Source organism: Pseudomonas farris, assembly GCF_019145235.1.
GTDB lineage: Bacteria > Pseudomonadota > Gammaproteobacteria > Pseudomonadales > Pseudomonadaceae > Aquipseudomonas > Aquipseudomonas farris.
In genome coordinates, this window is record NZ_JAHSTV010000013.1 from 31,554 (window position 1) to 51,290 (window position 19,737).

At 59.5% G+C, this 19,737-nt stretch carries 12 protein-coding genes and 1 other RNA gene; 8 read left to right on the forward strand and 5 right to left on the reverse strand.

All coding sequences use genetic code 11. The features are described 5' to 3' along the window. The first annotated feature begins 335 nt into the window (after window positions 1–335). Window positions 336–1,100, forward strand: coding sequence for a GntR family transcriptional regulator (locus KVG95_RS24550; protein WP_217858240.1), 765 nt, complete (start codon window positions 336–338; stop codon window positions 1,098–1,100). Window positions 1,101–1,279: 179 nt separating this feature from the next. Here the strand turns inward: KVG95_RS24550 and guaD are convergent, their stop codons facing one another. The 4 genes from guaD to xdhA form a co-directional block, all read right to left on the reverse strand. Continuing rightward, on the reverse strand, window positions 1,280–2,584 hold the full coding sequence (gene guaD / locus KVG95_RS24555; protein ID WP_123720842.1) for a guanine deaminase: 1,305 nt from the start codon (window positions 2,582–2,584) through the stop codon (window positions 1,280–1,282). Window positions 2,585–2,625: 41 nt separating this feature from the next. Then, on the reverse strand, window positions 2,626–3,471 hold the full coding sequence (gene xdhC / locus KVG95_RS24560) for a xanthine dehydrogenase accessory protein XdhC (RefSeq protein WP_123360034.1): 846 nt from the start codon (window positions 3,469–3,471) through the stop codon (window positions 2,626–2,628). Between the two features lie 116 nt (window positions 3,472–3,587). Further along, window positions 3,588–5,987 carry a xanthine dehydrogenase molybdopterin binding subunit gene (gene xdhB, locus KVG95_RS24565; RefSeq protein ID WP_217858241.1) on the reverse strand — a complete coding sequence of 800 codons (2,400 nt, stop codon included), beginning with the start codon at window positions 5,985–5,987 and terminating at the stop codon, window positions 3,588–3,590. Beyond that, a complete protein-coding gene (gene xdhA / locus KVG95_RS24570) occupies window positions 5,980–7,434 on the reverse strand; it encodes a xanthine dehydrogenase small subunit (protein ID WP_217858242.1) in 1,455 nt (484 codons plus the stop codon). Before xdhA ends, xdhB begins: the two co-directional genes overlap by 8 nt. 266 nt (window positions 7,435–7,700) lie before the next feature. Between xdhA and KVG95_RS24575 the strand changes: the two genes are divergently transcribed. The 6 genes from KVG95_RS24575 (at window position 7,701) to ffs (ending at window position 17,137) form a co-directional block, all read left to right on the forward strand. Continuing rightward, a complete protein-coding gene (locus KVG95_RS24575; RefSeq protein ID WP_123720845.1) occupies window positions 7,701–8,360 on the forward strand; it encodes a GntR family transcriptional regulator in 660 nt (219 codons plus the stop codon). A 2-nt stretch (window positions 8,361–8,362) separates the two neighbouring features. Continuing rightward, window positions 8,363–11,851 carry a chromosome segregation protein SMC gene (gene smc / locus KVG95_RS24580; RefSeq protein ID WP_217858243.1) on the forward strand — a complete coding sequence of 1,163 codons (3,489 nt, stop codon included), beginning with the start codon at window positions 8,363–8,365 and terminating at the stop codon, window positions 11,849–11,851. 258 nt (window positions 11,852–12,109) lie between these two features. Then, on the forward strand, window positions 12,110–12,958 hold the full coding sequence (gene zipA, locus KVG95_RS24585) for a cell division protein ZipA (protein ID WP_217858244.1): 849 nt from the start codon (window positions 12,110–12,112) through the stop codon (window positions 12,956–12,958). 137 nt (window positions 12,959–13,095) lie between these two features. Then, on the forward strand, window positions 13,096–15,453 hold the full coding sequence (gene ligA, locus KVG95_RS24590) for an NAD-dependent DNA ligase LigA (protein WP_217858245.1): 2,358 nt from the start codon (window positions 13,096–13,098) through the stop codon (window positions 15,451–15,453). Between the two features lie 232 nt (window positions 15,454–15,685). After that, window positions 15,686–16,849: a zinc-binding metallopeptidase family protein gene (locus KVG95_RS24595; RefSeq protein ID WP_217858246.1), complete on the forward strand. Its 1,164-nt coding sequence runs from the start codon at window positions 15,686–15,688 to the stop codon at window positions 16,847–16,849. A gap of 191 nt (window positions 16,850–17,040) precedes the next feature. Further along, an RNA gene (ffs, locus tag KVG95_RS24600) (signal recognition particle sRNA small type) lies at window positions 17,041–17,137 on the forward strand. A gap of 170 nt (window positions 17,138–17,307) precedes the next feature. On the opposite strand, the gene KVG95_RS24605 is transcribed toward ffs, so the two are convergent. Next, the gene (locus KVG95_RS24605) at window positions 17,308–17,634 is read right to left on the reverse strand and encodes a helix-turn-helix domain-containing protein (RefSeq protein WP_007905395.1); all 327 of its coding nucleotides are present in this window, start codon (window positions 17,632–17,634) and stop codon (window positions 17,308–17,310) included. 396 nt (window positions 17,635–18,030) lie between these two features. Here KVG95_RS24605 and KVG95_RS24610 point away from each other — a divergent pair, with 396 nt between their 5' ends. Further along, window positions 18,031–19,731 carry a putative bifunctional diguanylate cyclase/phosphodiesterase gene (locus KVG95_RS24610; RefSeq protein ID WP_217858247.1) on the forward strand — a complete coding sequence of 567 codons (1,701 nt, stop codon included), beginning with the start codon at window positions 18,031–18,033 and terminating at the stop codon, window positions 19,729–19,731. Window positions 19,732–19,737: the final 6 nt, after the last annotated feature.

Genomic DNA, 19,737 nt, shown 5'->3' on the forward strand with positions numbered 1-19,737 from the left:
ATAAAGATGTCCGTAGCAACTCTGAACCCTGTGGGAGCGGGCTTGCTCGCGAAGGCGGTGTGCCAGACAACATTGATGTCGACTGACACGCCCTCTTCGCGAGCAAGCCCGCTCCCACAGGGGATTGTGTTCAGGCGGCGGATTCTGCGTTCAAGCCTAAACTGAAAAGTAACCGGTCGTTGCAATACAGCGAGGGCGACAAACAGCCGTACAGTCGTGTTGCCACCGTCCATTGTGTACAATCGCGGTGTTTTTTACGCGATACTTGCCAGCGACCCACTGTGCCGTATTACAGTCACGGTCAATTCGCCGCAGTTCTCCCGACTCGAGTGCCCATGAACGAACAGTTGCAACCCCTCAAGAAACAACCGCGAGCAGGCAAAGCCGGCCGCAGCGGTACCCAGGACGATATTGTCTACGCGCATATCTTCGAGGCCATCCTCGAACAGCGTCTGGCGCCCGGCACCAAGTTGAGCGAAGAAGCGCTGGGGGAAATTTTCGGGGTCAGCCGCACCATCATTCGCCGTGCGCTGTCGCGTCTGGCCCATGAAGGCGTGGTGTTGCTGCGACCGAATCGCGGCGCTGTCGTCGCCAGCCCGATTGTCGAAGAGGCCCGTCAGGTATTTATGGCGCGGCGTCTGGTGGAGCGGGCGATCACTGAATTGGCGGTTCAGCACGCCACCGCCGAGCAACTTCTCGAACTGCGGCAGATGGTCAACGACGAGCGCGACAGCTTTTCCCGTGGCGATCGTGGGGCCGGTATCCGCCTGTCCGGCGAGTTCCATTTGAAACTGGCCGAAGCGGCGAAAAACGCGCCGCTGATCAGCTTCCAGCGCAGCCTGGTGTCCCAGACTTCGTTGATCATCGCCCAGTATGAGAGCGGCAACCGTTCGCACTGTTCCTACGATGAGCACACACAGTTGATCGACGCGATCGAAGCGCGGGACGCGACGCTGGCGGTGGACCTGATGATGCATCACATGGACCACATCGACAGCAAACTCAACCTCGACGAAGAAAGCGCGTCGGATGATTTGCATGCGGTGTTTTCGCATTTGTTGCAGACCAAGAAGCCTGGGCGGCCAGCGGTCAAGCTCTGATACCGCGGTGCGCCCTTCGCGAGCAAGCCCGCTCCCACATTAGATCTGTGGCATACACAAATATCGTGTTAACGGAGATTTAAATGTGGGAGCGGGCTTGCTCGCGAAGGCGGTCTGACAGGCATAAAAAAATCCCCCGCAACCAACGATTGCGGGGGATTTTTTATGCCCGGAAGACCTTAGCGCTGATGCACTAGATTCCCCGCCGCATAGGTCTGCAACACCGTCCGGTCATCCCCCAGCGTCATCAATACAAACAGCGTTTCGGCAATGTTATTGGCCTGCTTCAGGCGATAGCTGAGCAGTGGCGTGGCGTTGTAGTCCAGCACCAGGAAGTCCGCGTCGGTGCCCGGTTGCAAGGTACCGATCTTGTCTTCCAGGCGCAGGGCGCGGGCGCCGCCGAGGGTGGCCAGGTACAGCGATTTGAACGGGCTCAGCCGCGCACCTTGCAGTTGCATGACTTTGTAGGCTTCGTTCAGGGTTTGCAGCAGCGAGAAACTGGTACCGCCACCGACGTCGGTACCGAGGCCGACATTGAGTTTGTGTTTCTCGGCCATCGGCAGATTGAACAGGCCGCTACCGAGAAACAGGTTCGAGGTCGGGCAGAACGCAATCGCTGAACCCGTCTGCGCCAGTCGCGCACATTCGTCGTCGCACAGGTGCACGCCGTGGGCGAACACTGAGCGCTCGCCGAGCAATTGGTAGTGATCGTAGACATCCAGGTAGCCCCTGCGCTCCGGGAACAGCGCCTTGACCCACTCGACTTCCTTGAGGTTTTCGCTGATGTGGGTCTGCATGTACAGATCCGGATATTCGCTGAGCAACTGGCCGGCGAGGGTCAGTTGTTCCGGGGTGCTGGTCGGGGCGAAGCGTGGGGTGACCGCATAGTGCAGGCGACCCTTGCCGTGCCAGCGCTCAATCAGCGCCTTGCTTTCGACGTAGCTCGATTCGGCGGTGTCGGTCAGGTAGTCCGGCGCGTTGCGGTCCATCATCACCTTGCCGGCGATCATCCGCAGGTCCAGCTGTTCGGCGGCCTCGAAGAACGAGTTCACCGATTGCGGATGTACGCTGCCGAACACCAGTGCGGTGGTGGTGCCGTTGCGCAGCAGTTCCTTGATGAAAATATCCGCGACTTCGTCAGCGTGGGCCTTGTCGGCGAACTGGCTTTCGCAAGGGAAGGTGTAGGTGTTCAGCCAGTCCAGAAGCTGTTCGCCATAGGCGCCGACCATGCCGGTTTGCGGCAGGTGGATGTGGGTGTCGATGAAGCCTGGGGTGATCAGTGCGTCCTGATAATGGGTGATCTCGATGTCGGCCGGCAGGGTCGGCAGCAATTCGCTGGCGTGGCCGATGGCGCTGATCTGGCCGTTATCGACCACCAGCAGGCCGTCTTCGAAATACTCGTACGAGGCTTCGATACCCACTTCGGCGGGATCGGCGATGCTGTGCAGGAGGGCGGCGCGGTAGGCTTTGCGAGTCAGAGGCATGTGAGTTCTCAATTAGTTCGAAGCTTTTCAGTTCGAAGCTTTCAGTTCAAAGCCTGGCTGCGGCGTGAAGCAGGCAGCAGTTTGGCGATCGATGATCCGGCGCTGGCGGTGTGCTGGCCGAAATTCGCGTTATAGGTGGCAATGATTTCGCCGGCGATGGAGATGGCGATTTCCACAGGCAACTTGCCTTTGACTTCGCCGATGCCCATCGGGCAACGCATGCGTTGCAGCACGCTGCTGTCGAAACCTCGATCACGCAGGCGGTGTTCGAACTTCACCCGTTTGGTCTTCGAACCAATCAGGCCGAAGTAGGCGAAGTCGTTGCGCTTGAGGATCGCGGCGGTGAGTTCGAGGTCGAGTTGGTGATTGTGGGTCATGACGATGCAGTAGCTGCCGGCGGGCAGGTCATCGACTTCATCCACCGGTTCTTCGGTGACGATTTTGCGCACGCCGTGGGGGATCTGTTCGGGGAATTCAGCTTCCCGTGAATCGATCCAGCGCACCCGGCAGGGCAGGCTGGCGAGCAGCGGTACCAGCGCCCGACCGACGTGGCCGGCGCCGAACACCGCAATCTGCGCCTGGACCTGGCCCATCGGTTCGAACAGCAATACGGTCACGCCACCGCAGCACTGGCCCAGGCTGGCGCCGAGGCTGAAGCGCTCCAGATGGGTGTCCTGTCGGCCGCTGGCGAGCATCTCGCGGCCGATCTGCATGGCCTTGTATTCCAGATGCCCGCCACCGATGGTGTCGAACGTTTGTGTGGCGCTGATGACCATTTTCGAGCCGGCATTACGCGGCGTCGAGCCGAGCTCTTCGATGATAGTCACCAACACACAGGGTTCACCCCGAGTTTGCAGGTCGGCGAGGGCGTCGATCCAGTTGTACATGTTTCACCTCAACATCTCTGTTGTCTGTTCGGCCGTCTTCGCGAGCAAGCCCGCTCCCACATTTGGAATGCATTTCAATGTGGGAGCGGGCTTGCTCGCGAAGGCCGCGCCTCGGTCTAGAGCGAAGCCAACTCGGGCTCAGCTTCGGCAGCCTTCGCCACCTTCAACTGGCGCATCTGCTCACAGCCCCACAACACCCGTTCAGGGGTCGCCGGTGCGTCGATTTTCGGTTGATGCTGGTAGTCGCCCAAACTGGCCACGGCGTCCTTGATCGCGCACCACGCCGCGATACCAAGCATGAACGGCGGCTCGCCTACAGCCTTGGAATGGAACACCGTGTCTTCCGGGTTCTTGCGGTTTTCAACCAGCTTCACCCGCAGGTCCAATGGCATGTCTGCCACCGCCGGGATCTTGTAGCTGGCCGGGCCGTTGGTCATCAGTTTGCCTTTGTCGTTCCACACCAGCTCTTCCATGGTCAGCCAACCCATGCCCTGGATGAAACCACCTTCGACCTGACCGATGTCGATCGCCGGGTTCAGCGAGTCGCCGACGTCGTGAAGGATGTCGGTGCGCAGCATCTTGTACTCACCGGTCAAAGTGTCGACGATCACCTCGGCACAGGCTGCACCGAAGGCGTAGTAGTAGAACGGCCGACCACGGGCCTGGCTACGGTCGTAGTAGATTTTCGGGGTCTTGTAGAAGCCGGTGCTCGACAGCGACACCTGAGCGAAATACGCCTGCTGGATCAGCGATTCGAAGGTGAGAATGTGATCGCGAACCCGCACGTGACCGTTGTGGAATTCCACGTCTTCTTCGCTGACCTTGTATTGCCGCGCGGCGAATTCCACCAGGCGCTTCTTGATGATTTCAGCTGCGTTTTGCGCCGCTTTACCATTGAGGTCGGCGCCGCTCGAAGCAGCGGTTGGCGAAGTGTTCGGGACCTTATCGGTGTTGGTCGCGGTGATCTGCACGCGGTCCATTTCCACCTGGAACACCTCAGCCACGACTTGCGCAACCTTGGTGTTCAAACCTTGGCCCATTTCGGTGCCGCCGTGGTTCAGGTGGATGCTGCCGTCGGTGTAGATGTGGATCAGTGCACCGGCCTGATTGAGGAAGCTGGCGGTGAAGGAAATACCGAATTTCACCGGGGTCAGCGCCAGGCCTTTTTTCAGGATCGGGCTGTTGGCGTTGTAGCGACGAATCGCTTCGCGACGCTCGGCGTACTGGCTGCTTTCTTCCAGTTCGGCGGTCATTTCCTCGAGCATGTTGTGCTCGACGGTCTGGTAGTAATGGGTGATGTTGCGCTCGGTCTTGCCGTAGTAGTTGGCCTTGCGTACGGCCAGTGGATCGAGGCCCAGATGGCGGGCAATCGCGTCCATCACTTCTTCGATGGCAACCATGCCTTGTGGGCCGCCGAAACCCCGGTAAGCGGTGTTCGACGCGGTGTTGGTCTTGCAGCGGTGACCGTTGATGGTCGCGTCGCCCAAGTAGTACGAGTTGTCGGCATGGAACATCGCACGGTCGACAATCGATGCCGACAAATCCGGTGAGCAACCGCAGTTGCCGGCCAGTTCCAGCGCAATGCCATGCAGGCGGCCGGTGCTGTCGAAGCCCACGTCGTACTCGACGTAGAACGGGTGACGCTTGCCGGTCATCAGCATGTCTTCGACCCGCGGAAGGCGCATTTTGGTCGGCTGACCGGTCAGGTGCGCAATCACCGCGCACAGGCACGCCGGGCTTGCCGCTTGGGTTTCCTTGCCGCCGAAACCACCGCCCATGCGGCGCATGTCGACGACGATTTTGTTCATCGACACGTCCAGCACTTCGGCCACCAGTTTCTGTACTTCAGTGGGGTTCTGGGTCGAGCAGTAAACGATCATGCCGCCGTCTTCGGTCGGCATCACCGAAGAGATCTGGGTTTCCAGATAAAAGTGTTCCTGGCCGCCGATGTGCAGTGTGCCTTGAATGCGATGCTCTGCAGTAGAAAGCGCAGTGGCCGAATCTCCGCGCTGATGCGTGTGGCTATCGAGCACGAAATGGCGTTTACGCAGGGCTTCGACCACGTCCAGAACCGGTTCGAGATCTTCGTATTCGATGATCGCGGCCATGGCCGCTTTGCGTGCGGTTTCCAGGTCTTTCGCCGCCACGGCCAACACCGGTTGACCGACGAATTGCACGTCATCGATGGCGAGCAACGGGTCGCCCGGCAACAGTGGGCCGATGTCTTTCAGGCCCGGCACATCTTCGTGGGTAATGACGATGCGCACGCCTTCGAAGGCGTAACAAGGCTGGGTGTCGATGCTGATGATTTTCGCGTGGGCACGGTCCGACAGTCGTGCGTAAACGTGCAGCTGATTGGGGAATTCCAGCCGATCGTCGATGTACTGCGCTTCACCGGACACATGCTTGTCGGCGCTGTCGTGCTTGACGCTGCGGCCGACTCCGGTGGTCAGGTCCTTGGCGAACAATTCAGCCAGTTCGGCTTGGGTCTTCTCTACAGCGTGATGATTAGACATAAGCGGTCACCCGAGTCTCGATGTGCGGTGTTTGCAGTTCGATGAAGTATTTACGCAGCAGATTCTGCGCGCTGAGCAGACGGTATTCCTTGCTGGCGCGGAAGTCCGAGAGTGGCGTGAAGTCTTCGGCCAATGCAGCGCAGGCGCGTTCGAGGGTGGCGTTGTTGAACGGCGCTCCCAGCAGGGCGGCTTCGCAGTTTTTGGCGCGTTTTGGAATGGCCGCCATGCCGCCGAAAGCAACGCGGGCGTCGGCGATCACGCCAGTGTCGATGCGCAGGTTGAACGCGGCACAAACGGCGGAAATGTCATCGTCCAGACGCTTGGACACCTTGTAGGCGCGGAACAGCTGTTCAACGCTGGCGCGCGGCACGATGATCTTTTCGATGAACTCGCTTTCCTGACGTGCGGTGACCCGGTAATCAATGAAGTAATCTTCCAGTGCCATGGTGCGGCGGGCTTCGCCTTTGCACAGGACGATCTGCGCGCCGAGGGCGATCAGTAGTGGTGGCGAGTCACCGATCGGCGAGGCGTTGCCGATGTTGCCGCCGAGGGTGCCCTGGTTGCGGATCTGCAAGGAGGCAAAGCGCTGCAGCAACTCACCGAAGTCCGGGTACTCGGCCTTCAACGCGTCGTAGCAGTCGGAGAGGGCGGTGGCGGCGCCGATTTCCAGACGATCGTCGAAGCGTTCGATGCGTTTCATTTCAGCGACGTTGCCGACGTAGATCATCACCGGCAAGGTGCGGTGGAACTGGGTGACTTCCAGCGCCAGATCGGTGCCGCCGGCCAGCAGGCGGGCCTGTGGATAAGCGTCGTAGAGGTCGGCCAGATCGGCCACGGTCAACGGCACCAGACAGCGTTTGTCGCCACTGTTGAGTTCACCGATGTCGGTGGGCGCGATGGCTTTCAGGCGAGCGATGGTGTCCGCTTCGCGAGCATCGAATTGGTCGGGTTGTTTGCCGCAGCAAGATTGCTCGGCAGCAGCCAGGATCGGCCGATAACCGGTGCAGCGGCAGAGGTTGCCGGCCAGGGCTTCGTGGGCTTTATGAGAATCGGGTGCGTCGCTATTCTTTTGCAGTGCGAACAGCGACATCACGAAGCCCGGCGTGCAGAAACCGCATTGCGAGCCGTGGCACTCAACCATGGCTTTTTGCACGCTGTGCAGCTCGCCTTGGTGCTTGAGGTCCTCGACGCTGATCAGTTGCTTGCCGTGCAAGGAGGAGACGAACGTCAGGCACGAGTTGAGGCTGCGATAGCGAATATGTTCGCGACCATCGTCGTCCGTCTGCAACTCGCCGACCACCACGGTGCAGGCGCCACAGTCGCCGCTGGCGCAGCCTTCTTTGGTGCCGGGTTTGCCCACATGTTCGCGCAGGTAATTGAGCACGGTCAGGTTCGGGTCCAGGGCGTGCTCGCTACGGAGTTCCTGGTTTAGTAAAAACTGGATCACGGAAGGCCTCGCAAACTCATTATTGTTGTTAACCGACATGAGCCGAATTTATCAGGTCTGACTATTCGGTCAATGATTTTCTGACTTAAAGGTCAGGAAATGGCGTTTTGTCGATCAACGACTCGTTCCTTCATTATTGACCCTCACGGGATAGCTTGCCTTTTGCTTGAATCGTGCCAAAAACCGCTGGGTGGGCACTCCGCCATGACCCATCAATTGCGCTACACTGCGCCGCTTGTGCAGATCGAAGAGATTGAAGGACAACCATGACGTTCAAGGCGCCGGACAGCCTCGCCGAGCAAATCGCTCACCACCTCGCCGAACGTATCATTCGCGGCGAAATGAAGCCGGGGGAGCGCATTCAGGAACAGAAGGTCACGCTGGCGCTCAATGTCAGCCGCGGTTCCGTCCGTGAGGCCTTGCTGATTCTCGAGCGCCGCCACTTGATCGCGATTTTGCCGCGACGTGGCGCCCACGTGACCGAACTCACGGCGCACAAGGTGCAGAGCCTGTGCACGTTGATGAGCGAGTTGTACATTCTACTCGGCAACGCCGTGGCCAGCGGCTGGCAAGTCCAGGCCGACATGGCGCCGTTCGTGCAGATCCAGCAGCGCCTGACCGACAGCTACGAACGCCAGGACATCCGCACGTTCGTCGACGACAGCTTCAGTGTGATGCGTGCCGCCTATCCGTTCGCGAACAACCCGTACTTGCAGGAAACCGTCGAGAATCTGCAGCCGGCCATGAGCCGCGCGTATTTCCTTGCGCTGGATCAGCGCAAGGCCTCGATGAGTGAGTTCCTCGAGCTGTTCGAACGCTTGCTCGCTGCCGTGCTGGCTCGTGACTTTCCTCAGATCCGCGTGGTGCTGACGGCGTATGCCCAGCGCAGCTGCGATCTGGTGGTCTCTGCCCTGACGGTCGCTTAAGCGTGCGGCTCAAGTGCATCAAACTGGCGGGGTTCAAATCCTTCGTCGATCCGACCACGGTAAACTTCCCCAGTAACATGGCGGCTGTGGTCGGGCCCAATGGCTGCGGCAAGTCGAACATCATTGACGCCGTGCGATGGGTGATGGGCGAGAGCTCGGCCAAGAACTTGCGCGGCGAGTCGATGACCGACGTCATCTTCAACGGCTCGACCAGCCGTAAACCGGTGAGCCAGGCCAGCATTGAGCTGGTGTTCGATAACTCCGACGGCACCCTGCTCGGCGAATGGGCTGCCTATGCGGAAATTTCCATTCGCCGCAAAGTGACCCGCGACAGCCAGACCACCTATTACCTCAACGGCACCAAATGCCGTCGCCGCGATATCACCGACATCTTTCTGGGGACCGGCCTCGGCCCGCGCAGCTATTCGATTATCGAGCAGGGGATGATCTCCAAGCTGATCGAGTCCAAGCCCGAAGACCTGCGCAATTTCATCGAAGAAGCCGCCGGTATTTCCAAGTACAAGGAACGTCGGCGCGAGACTGAAAACCGTATCCGCCGCACCCACGAAAACCTTGCCCGCCTGACCGACCTGCGCGAAGAGCTCGAGCGTCAGCTTGAACGCTTGCACCGCCAGGCCGAGGCCGCCAAGAAGTATCAGGAATACAAAGGCGAAGAGCGCCAGCTCAAGGCCCAGCTGTCGGCCCTGCGCTGGCAGGCGTTGAACGAACAGGTTGGCCAGCGCGAGTCGATCATCGGCACTCAGGAGGTCACCTTCGAAGCCCTGGTGGCCGAGCAACGCAATGCCGACGCAGCCATCGAGCGCCTGCGTGACGGTCATCACGATCTGTCCGAACGCTTCAATCTGGTGCAGGGGCGGTTTTATTCGGTCGGCGGCGACATCGCCCGGGTCGAGCAGAGCATCCAGCACGGTCAGCAGCGTTTGCGTCAGTTGCAGGATGACCTGAAAGAAGCCGAGCGCGCGCGGCTGGAAACCGAGTCTCACTTGGGCCACGACCGCACCTTGCTGCTGACCTTGGGCGAAGAGCTGGACATGCTCACGCCGGAACAGGAAGTCACCAGCGCTGCCGCCGAAGAAGCTGCTGCCGCGCTCGAGGAATCCGAAACCACCATGCACGGCTGGCAGGAGCAGTGGGACACCTTCAACCTCACCGCCGCCGAGCCACGCCGTCAGTCTGAAGTTCAGCAGTCGCGAATCCAGCAGCTGGAAACCAGCATGGAGCGTTTGGCCGATCGCCAGAAACGCCTTGGCGAAGAACGTGCGTTGCTGTCGGCGGATCCGGAAGACGCGGCGATCATGGAACTCAGCGAGCAGTTGGCCGCGTCCGAGGCCACGCTCGAAGACTTGCAGGCCAGTGAAGAGGCTCAGGTCGAACGCCTCGAGCAACTGCGTCAGGAGCTGCAGCAAGCCCTTTCGGCGCAGCAGCAAGCCCAAGGTGATTTGCAGCGGCTCAACGGTCGACTGGCGTCGTTGGAAGCCTTGCAGCAAGCCGCGCTCGATCCTGGCACCGGCACCGCCGAATGGCTGCGCGAACAGCATCTGGCGGATCGTCCGCGTCTGGCCGAAGGCCTGAAGGTCGAGGCCGGTTGGGAGCTGGCGGTGGAAACCGTGCTCGGCGCCGACCTGCAGGCGGTGCTGGTGGATGACTTCGGTGATTTCGATCTGGCCGGGTTTACCCAAGGCGATTTGCGTCTGCTCAGCCCGGCCACCGATGGCGTGCGCATGCCTGGCAGTTTGCTCGACAAGGTCGAGGCGCAGATTGATTTGTCGCCATGGCTGGGGCAGGTCAAACCGGTCGACAGCCTTGAGCAGGCCTTGGCCTTGCGCGGGCAATTGGCCGCCGGCCAAAGCCTGATCAGCCGTGACGGTTACTGGGTCGGCCGACACTTTTTACGTGTGCGCCGGGCCAGCGAAGCGGAAAGCGGTGTACTCGCCCGTGGCCAGGAAATCCAGCGCTTGGGCCTTGAACGCGAAGAGCGCGAAGCCACGGTGGAAACTCTGGAAACCCAACTTCAGAATCTCAGGGCGCAACAGCGTCAGCAGGAAAACGGTCGCGAACATTTGCGCCGTTTGCTGCAAGACGAAGCCCGTCAGCAAGGCGAATTGAAAGCCCAGTTGTCCGCCGGCAAAGCCAAGGTCGAGCAGTTGACCCTGCGCCGCACCCGTCTCGATGAAGAACTCACCGAGCTGAGCGAACAGCGCGCCCTGGAGCACGAAAGCATCGGCGAAGCGTGCCTGCATTTGCAGGAAGCTCTCGACAGCATGGCGCTGGACACCGAGCAGCGTGAGTTGCTTTTGGCCCAGCGCGACAGCCTGCGCGAACGCCTCGACCGGGTGCGTCAGGAAGCCCGGCAGCACAAGGATCATGCGCATCAATTGGCGGTGCGCCTCGGTTCGCTAAAGGCGCAACACGATTCCACTCGTCAGGCCCTTGAGCGGCTGGAAATGCAGTCCGAGCGCCTGACCGAGAAGCGCGAACAGTTGAGCCTCAACCTCGAAGAGGGCGAGGCGCCGCTGGAAGAGCTACGGTTGAAACTCGAAGAGCTGCTCGACAAGCGCATGACCGTCGACGAAGAACTCAAGACCGCGCAAATCGCCATGGAAGACGCCGACCGCGAACTGCGTGATGCCGAAAAGCGCCGCACTCAGGCCGAGCAGCAATCCCAGTTGATTCGCAGCCAGCTCGAACAGCAGCGCATGGAATGGCAAGCACTGACGGTGCGGCGCAAGACTTTGCAGGATCAATTGCTCGAGGACGGCTACGATCTCAACGGCGTGCTCGCCACGCTGCTGGCCGGGGCCAACGAGAAAGACGCCGAAGAAGAAATCGAGCGCATTGCCGCGCGGATTCAGCGCCTCGGCGCGATCAACCTCGCGGCCATCGACGAATACCAGCAACAATCCGAGCGTAAACGTTATCTGGATGCTCAGAACGACGATTTGGTGGAAGCGCTGGACACGCTCGAGAACGTGATCCGCAAGATCGACAAGGAAACCCGAAACCGCTTCAAAGATACCTTTGATCAGATCAATGGCGGTTTACAGGCCCTTTTCCCAAAAGTTTTTGGTGGAGGACGCGCGTATTTGGAACTGACGGGCGAAGATCTACTCGATACAGGGGTAACGATCATGGCGCAGCCGCCAGGAAAGAAGAACAGCACCATCCATTTGCTCTCCGGTGGCGAAAAAGCCCTGACCGCATTGGCTCTGGTATTTGCCATCTTCAAGTTGAATCCGGCGCCGTTCTGCATGCTCGATGAGGTTGACGCGCCATTGGATGACGCTAACGTTGGACGCTACGCACGGCTGGTCAAAGAGATGTCGCAGACGGTGCAGTTCATCTATATCACCCACAACAAGATCGCCATGGAAATGGCCGATCAATTGATGGGGGTGACGATGCACGAACCCGGTTGCTCGCGTCTGGTGGCAGTGGATGTGGAGGAGGCGATGGCAATGGTGGATGCCTGAATCATTGCTTGTAGGGCAGGTATTTTTGAGCTGTAGGGCTTTTTACTTGCCTTGACTTGCTGGCCAATCGACATAATTCGCGCAAGCCACTGTGACAGACGGTGTAAAGTTGCCTTTGGTCGTGCTAGTTTAATGTCAATTTTTCGTATACGTGGGCAAAACGCCTGTCAGAACATAGAGTTGGCGCCACGTTTTAAAGCGGTTTACACAATGTAAACCCCTTATTTTTCAGCATTTTTTATAGAGGCACGGGATTACATGGAAATCGGTCTGCGCGAGTGGCTGATCGTCATCGGCATTATTGTCATTGCCGGTATTCTTTTTGATGGCTGGCGTCGCATGCGCGGCGGCAAGGGAAAACTGAAATTCCGTCTTGACCGAAGTTTGTCCAATCTGCCGGACGAGGACACCAGCGCCGAGCTGTTGGGCCCGCCCCGTGTGCTGGATAACCATAAAGAACCGCAACTCGACGAGCATGATCTGCCGTCGGTGAGCATGCCTGCCCGTGAACCCCGCGAGTCGGGTTCCAAGCGTGGCAAGCGTGGCCATGGCGAACCCTCGCAGGGTGACTTGAACCTCAACCTGGACCTGGATGGCGGCCCGAGCTTCAATAGCCGTGACGATTTCCCGGATGACACCAAGCCCGCCAGCTCGGCCGAGAAAGATCAGCCACAAGCCGAAGAAGTGCTGGTGATCAGCGTGATCTGCCGCGACCCGGCCGGCTTCAAGGGCCCGGCGTTGTTGCAGAACATTCTGGAAAGCGGTCTGCGTTTCGGCGAGATGGACATTTTCCACCGTCACGAAAGCATGGCCGGTAACGGCGAAGTCCTGTTCTCCATGGCCAACGCGGTCAAGCCGGGCGTCTTCGATCTGGATGACATCGATCATTTCAGCACCCCGGCAGTGAGCTTCTTCCTCGGTCTGCCAGGCCCGCGTCATCCGAAGCAAGCCTTCGACGTGATGGTGGCTGCGGCACGCAAACTGTCCCAGGAGCTGAACGGCGAACTGAAAGACGACCAGCGCAGCGTGCTGACCGCCCAAACGATCGAGCACTACCGTCAGCGCATCGTCGAGTTCGAGCGTCGCGCTTTGACCCAGAAGCGCTGATCTTGTAGGAGCCAGGCTTGCTGGCGAAGGCGATCTCACGTATGCCTTCGCCGGCAAGCCTGGCTCCTACAATGATTTGTACAGCATCAACAGATTGAGCAGCCTCGGCTGCTCTTTTGCTTTATGAGAGAACACCCATGACCGCCGCCAAAAACCGCATTCTAGAGCTGCGTGCCGAGCTCGATCAGCACAACTATCGTTACCACGTGCTGGACGAGCCGAGCATTCCGGACGCCGAATACGATCGCCTGTTCCACGAGCTCAAGGCCCTCGAAGCGGCCCATCCCGAATTGATCACCAGCGACTCGCCGACCCAGCGTGTCGGCAGCGCGGCACTGTCGGCGTTCACCCAGGTGCGTCATGAAGTGCCGATGCTCAGCCTGGGCAACGCCTTCGAAGAAACCGACATGCGCGAATTCGATCGCCGGGTGACGGAAGGGCTGGATCTGCCGGTCGGCGACTTGTTTGGCAGTGGCGCAGCGGTGGAGTACAGCTGCGAACCCAAGCTCGATGGCCTGGCGGTCAGTCTGTTGTACCAGGACGGTGTGCTGGTGCGCGGCGCGACCCGCGGCGATGGCACCACTGGCGAAGACATCAGCGTCAACGTGCGCACCGTGCGCAATATTCCGCTCAAGCTGCATGGCACCGGCTGGCCGGCGACCCTGGAAGTGCGTGGCGAAGTGTTCATGTCCAAGGCCGGTTTCGAACGGCTCAATGCCACGCAGATGGAAGTGGGCGGCAAGACCTTCGCCAACCCGCGTAACGCGGCGGCGGGCAGTTTGCGGCAGCTGGATTCGAAGATCACCGCCAACCGTCCGCTGGAATTCTGCTGCTACGGCATCGGCCAGATTTCGGCCGATATTGCCGACACGCACATTGGCAATCTGAAGCAACTTCAAGCCTGGGGGCTGCCGATCAGTCATGAGCTGAAACTGGCGCACGGCATCGAAGAATGCCTGGATTACTACCGCGACATCGGTGAGCGTCGCAATGCGCTCCAGTATGAAATCGACGGCGTGGTGTTCAAGGTCAACAGCATCGCTTCCCAGCGTGAACTGGGTTTTCGCGCTCGCGAACCGCGTTGGGCGATTGCCCACAAATTTCCGGCGATGGAAGAACTCACCGAACTGCTCGACGTGGAATTCCAGGTCGGTCGCACCGGTGCCGTGACACCGGTAGCGCGCTTGAAACCGGTCAGGGTCGCGGGTGTCACCGTGGCTAATGCGACCTTGCACAACATGGATGAAGTTGCGCGGCTGGGCCTGATGATTGGCGACACCGTGATCATTCGTCGCGCTGGTGATGTGATTCCGCAGGTGGTGCAAGTGGTCACCGAACGCCGCCCGGAGAATGCCCGGCCGGTGCAGATTCCCGAGCAGTGCCCGGTTTGCGGTTCCCATGTCGAGCGCACGCAACTGGTCAAGCGCAGCAAGGGGCGCGAGACCATCAGCGAGGGCGCGGTGTATCGCTGCGTCGGGCGTCTGGCCTGTGGTGCGCAACTCAAGCAAGCGATCATTCACTTCGTTTCGCGCCGCGCCATGGACATTGAAGGTCTGGGCGAGAAGAGCGTCGAGCAACTGGTGGACGAAGGCCTGGTGAGTTCGCCGGCCGACCTCTACGCCCTGACGTTCGAGCAGATCGTTGACCTGGAAGGCTTTGCCGAACTGTCGAGCAAGAACCTGCTCGGCGCTATCGAAGACAGCAAGCAGCCGAGTCTGGCGCGGTTCATCTACGCCTTGGGCATTCCCGATGTCGGCGAAGAGACGGCCAAGGTCCTCGCACGTTCTCTCGGCTCTCTGGAGCGGGTTCAGCAGGCGTTGCCGCAAGTACTCACGTACTTGCCGGATGTCGGGCTGGAAGTGGCTCACGAGATTCACAGCTTCTTTGAAGACACGCATAACCAGCAGGTGATCAAGGATCTGCTCAAGCACGGCCTGCAGATTCAGGATCAGGGCGAGCTGGGTGCCGAATTTGCCGCCAGTACCACGTTGGGCGGTTTCCTCGACAAGTTGCACATTCCCTCGGTCGGGCCGGGCGGGGCGCAGAAGCTTGCGGACAAGTTCGGCTCGCTCGAAGCGGTGATGAGTGCTGATTGGCTGGACATGCGTCAGGCATTGCCGGAGAAGCAGGCGACTTCGGTTCGCGAGTTCTTTGCGGGGACCGAAAATCGTCAACTCGCCGAGGCCGCCGAAAAGCAGCTGCGTGATTTCGGCATGCATTGGCAGAGCGAGAAAAAGGTCGTCGAAGGGTTGCCGCTGGCCGGGCAGACTTGGGTGCTGACCGGTTCGCTGGAGCTGATGAGTCGCGATGTCGCCAAGGACAAACTTGAAAGCCTCGGCGCCAAGGTGGCCGGTTCCGTGTCGGCCAAGACCCATTGCGTGGTCGCCGGCCCGGGCGCGGGATCGAAGCTGGCCAAGGCCAATGAGCTGGGGTTGAAGGTGCTGGATGAAGAGGCGTTTGTGGCTCGGCTGAAGGAATACAACATCTCGATCTAACAGAGACCTGTGGCGAGGGGGCTTGCCCCCGTTCGGCGGCGAAGCCGTCGCAAAACCTGCTTGCACGGTATGCCTGAAAAATGCGGTTGGCGGTTTTGGGGCCGCTGCGCAGCCCAACGGGGGGCAAGCCCCCTCGCCACAAAAGCTCGGCCCCACACAGGTGTGTTCATTTGTGGGAACGATCACGGTGTGGGAATGATCTAGTCTTGGCAGGCCCCAGGGAGAGATCGCCATGTACCGCTTCTTCGAACAGCTCAGTTCACGCATCGCCGCGCCCTTCATGGGCGAGCGTTCGCGCAACAGCAAGGTCTGGCATTGTCGCTGCGGGCAGTCACTGTTCTTCCGCAACAGTCAGTGCCTGGCCTGTTCGGCAGCGCTGGGCTATCAGCCGCAGCAGAGTCGCTTGTCTTCGCTGCAACCCGGCCCGCAAGCGGATACCTGGTTGCTCGACGCCGATCCTGACGCGGGGGTGTTCCGCCGCTGCGCCAATCTCGATTCTCCAGCCGCATGCAACTGGCTGCTGCCGGCCAATGATCACGATGCGTTATGCATTGCGTGTAGCCTGAATCGCACCATCCCTGACCTGTCGATCCCCGAGAACCACGAGCGCTGGCGCAAAGTGGAAGTCGCCAAGCGTCGTCTGGTGGCGCAGTTGATCAGCCTGGGCTTGTCGGTCATTCCGAAATCCATGGACGAAGACATCGGTCTGGCCTTCGACTTCATCGGTATCGACCTCGAAGGCAAGCCGCCGACCACCGGGCATGCCAACGGTCTGATCACCCTCGATATCAAGGAAGCCGACGACGCCCATCGCGAGCAAGTTCGCGTGCAGATGCACGAACCTTATCGCACGCTGCTCGGGCACTTTCGTCACGAGGTAGGGCATTACTACTGGGACCGCTTGGTCGCCAACAGTCATTGGCTGGAACCGTTCCGCGATCTGTTTGGTGACGAGCAAACAAGCTACACCGACGCCCTTGAGCGGCATTATCAGCAAGGCGCGCCGCTCGACTGGCAGCAACATTACGTCAGCGCCTACGCGACCATGCACCCTTGGGAAGACTGGGCCGAAACCTGGGCTCACTACCTGCACATGATGGATGCAGTGGACACCGCCCTGGGTTTTGGCATGAGTGCGCAGGAAATGGATTTCGACTACCAGCCGTTTCCGCCGAGCACGCTATTCGACCCGCAGCACCCCGGAGGCCCGGCGTTCCTGTCGTTCGTCAACGCATGGATCGAGCTGGCTGGCATGCTCAACGAATTGTCACGCAGCATGGGCCAACCGGATTTCTATCCGTTCGTCCTGCCGCCGGCGGTGATTGCCAAGCTGCACTTCATTCACTTGGTGATCCAGCAAGAGGGCGGCAGGGCGGATGAGGTGTTGGCGCAATAGGATCAAAAGGATCGCAGCCTTCGGCAGCTCCTACGCGCCTGTGGGTGCCGCCGCAGGCTGCGATCTTTTAAAGGCCAGCGCATGTCCTTGAAGCGGCTCATATTTTTTAATCCACCCGAACGGTTGTAACTTCGTCTCAGATAGGTACAATGGCGCGGCTCGCCGTCAGGTGAGCGTCGTTATGGTGACCCCATCGGTCCCCCCGCAACGATTACCCGTGAACCTGGTCAGACCCGGAAGGGAGCAGCCACAGCGGGAACATTGTGTGCCGGGGTGTGGCTGGTGGGGTTGCCTCCATAACGCAACACGAACCCTCTTTCGTGTTTTCTATCTAAAAATACTGTTTTGTTTTCCCTGCCATGGAGCTCATCCAGGGCGGTGTTTCGTTGTTTCCGAATTAAAGCGCGGAATACAAAAAGGAGGCCGATCTGTCGCATTCGACAGATCGGCCTCTTTTTTTATTTACTGGCACTAGGCTTGGACAAGGCCTGGTCAACCGCTGCGATCAGCTTTCCCAGATCCTTCGGGGTGGCTTTGTGTATGACGCTGAACAGGTACGCCCGCTGTTCATCTTCGTCTTCCAGATCTGCGAAAAAGGCTTTCAGCTTCACGCCCAGCACGTCGGCAAGCAAAAACAATGCTTCCACGCTGGGGGTGTAGGTGCCGGTTTCGAAACGGCTGATGGTTTTGGGGTCAAAACCGGTTTTTTCGCCGAGTTCAGCCTGAGTAAGCCCTGCGACCTTACGGTAGCGTCGGATGGCTGGACCCAAACTTGAAATTTGCATCGCTCAATTCCCATTTAGAATCAAGAACTTAACGATAGATTTTTGCATTAGGCAACTGCATGATCCATCACCTTGCTTTGCAAAATGTGATGCATTTCGTAGAATCGCCGCTTCGAAGGGTTTGGGGTGATCTGCTTTCTGAAGTTTAGGCGATATGAAAAAGCCAGCATTGCGCTCCCTGCCGGGTATGCGCAGAGACCGCTGACGGTCTGAAGCCTCGCGAAATATTACCAGAGTCGGTGTTGCTACTTTGCCCTGGATCTTCGGCGGTCCGGGGCCATCAAATGCTGTTCATGGAGTGATAACGTGTCTCTGCGCAGTACGTCTCAAAACACCTCTTCCGGGCATCCTGCGCTGGTCGAGCGGTACCACCGCTAGCGACAGTGAGCCTGACTCATGGATGAGAAATACCGCAGGGCCGTGGATGCAGCCGCCATTTTTTCCGAGACCGATCTGAACGGTCGGATTACCTATGTTAACGATCAATTCTGTGCGGTGTCCGGCTACAGCCGCGAGGAACTGCTGGGGCAAAACCATCGCCTGCTGAACTCCGGCCTGCATTCCGCCGATTTCTTCGCCGCCATGTGGCGCACCATCGCCCTGGGTAATATCTGGAAGGGCGAAATCTGCAATCGCGCCAAGGATGGCAGCCTGTATTGGGTCGACAGCACCATGGTGCCGGTGCTCGATGATGCCACCGGGCGCGTTCACCGATACCTGTCGATTCGTTTCGACATCAGCGAAAAACGCAAACTATTGCAATCCTTGCAATGGCGGGTCGGGCACGACGTGCTGACCGGGCTGCCCAATCGCGCCTTCCTGTCGGATTTACTGGATCAAGCGCTGGAATTCTCCCGGCATGAAAACATTCCGTTGGCGGTGTGCATGCTTGACCTCGACGGGTTCAAGGCGGTCAACGACGGTTACGGTCACGCCAGTGGCGATATGTTGCTGGTGGAAGTGGCCAAGCGTTTGCGCGACATTGTGCGCGGCGAAGACGTGGTGGCCCGACTGGCCGGTGACGAGTTCGTGCTGGTGCTGCGTTATGTGCGTGATCTGCAGGAGTTGCGCGCGGCGCTGAATCGCGTGTTGGGGGCGATTTCGGCGCCTTACACACTGCACGGCAAGGACATCAATGTGTTTGCCAGTATCGGCGTCACCCTGTTTCCCCATGACAACGAAGATGCCGAAACCTTGCTGCGTCATGCCGATCAGGCGATGTACGTGGCCAAGCAGAGCGGGCGAAACCGTTTTCATCTATTCGATGTCTCTCGGGATCAGGAGGTCAAGGCCACGCACCAGACCGTCGAGCGGGTGCGTCAGGCGCTGGTCGCCGGTGAGTTACGCCTGCATTTTCAGCCCAAGGTGAACATGCGTCGTGGTGTGGTCGTCGGTTTCGAGGCATTGTTGCGTTGGGAGCACCCGCAAAACGGCATGGTGCCACCTCGGGAGTTTTTGCCGTTGGTGGAGGACACCGACCTGATCATCGATATCGGCGAATGGGTGATGGATCAGGTTCTGTCGCAGTTGCACCACTGGCAGCAAGCGGGGCAGGGCTGGCCGGTCAGTATCAATATCGCGGCGCGACATTTTCAGCGCGCTGACTTCGTCGACCGGCTCAGGCAGGTACTCGCTCGACATGCCCAGGTTGCCCCGCAGATGCTCGATCTGGAAATCGTCGAGTCGGTGGCGATCGAGAATATCCAGCATGTCAGTGCCTGTTTGCAGGCCTGTCAGGCGTTGGGGGTGCAGTTCTCGTTGGGTGACTTTGGCACGGGTTACTCATCCCTGAGTTACCTCAAGCGTTTACGTACCCAAACCATCAAAATCGATAAGTCGTTCGTGCGTGACATTCTGAATGATCACGACGACCTGGCTCTGACCACGGCGGTGATTGGCCTGGCCCGCGCGTTCGGCCGGCAGGTGATTGCCGAGGGGCTGGAAAGCGTTGAGCACGGTGAATTGCTGTTGCGGCTAGGATGCGAAGTCGCTCAAGGCTATTTCATCGCCCGCCCGATGCCTCCCGGTGAGGTGCCGGGATGGGTGGCAGGGTTTGTCGCCCCGTCGCAATGGCAGACGCTCAGCCAGACAGCCTGAGACATC

What these genes read in the sequence shown, in the direction of transcription:
- KVG95_RS24550 (WP_217858240.1), top strand. Translation starts at nt 336, where the DNA reads ATGAACGAACAGTTGCAACCCCTCAAGAAACAACCGCGAGCAGGCAAA.
- KVG95_RS24610 (WP_217858247.1), top strand. Translation starts at nt 18,031, where the DNA reads ATGGATGAGAAATACCGCAGGGCCGTGGATGCAGCCGCCATTTTTTCC.
- xdhB (WP_217858241.1), bottom strand. Translation starts at nt 5,987, where the DNA reads ATGTCTAATCATCACGCTGTAGAGAAGACCCAAGCCGAACTGGCTGAA.
- KVG95_RS24605 (WP_007905395.1), bottom strand. Translation starts at nt 17,634, where the DNA reads ATGCAAATTTCAAGTTTGGGTCCAGCCATCCGACGCTACCGTAAGGTC.
- KVG95_RS24595 (WP_217858246.1), top strand. Translation starts at nt 15,686, where the DNA reads ATGTACCGCTTCTTCGAACAGCTCAGTTCACGCATCGCCGCGCCCTTC.
- xdhC (WP_123360034.1), bottom strand. Translation starts at nt 3,471, where the DNA reads ATGTACAACTGGATCGACGCCCTCGCCGACCTGCAAACTCGGGGTGAA.
- zipA (WP_217858244.1), top strand. Translation starts at nt 12,110, where the DNA reads ATGGAAATCGGTCTGCGCGAGTGGCTGATCGTCATCGGCATTATTGTC.
- guaD (WP_123720842.1), bottom strand. Translation starts at nt 2,584, where the DNA reads ATGCCTCTGACTCGCAAAGCCTACCGCGCCGCCCTCCTGCACAGCATC.
- KVG95_RS24575 (WP_123720845.1), top strand. Translation starts at nt 7,701, where the DNA reads ATGACGTTCAAGGCGCCGGACAGCCTCGCCGAGCAAATCGCTCACCAC.
- ligA (WP_217858245.1), top strand. Translation starts at nt 13,096, where the DNA reads ATGACCGCCGCCAAAAACCGCATTCTAGAGCTGCGTGCCGAGCTCGAT.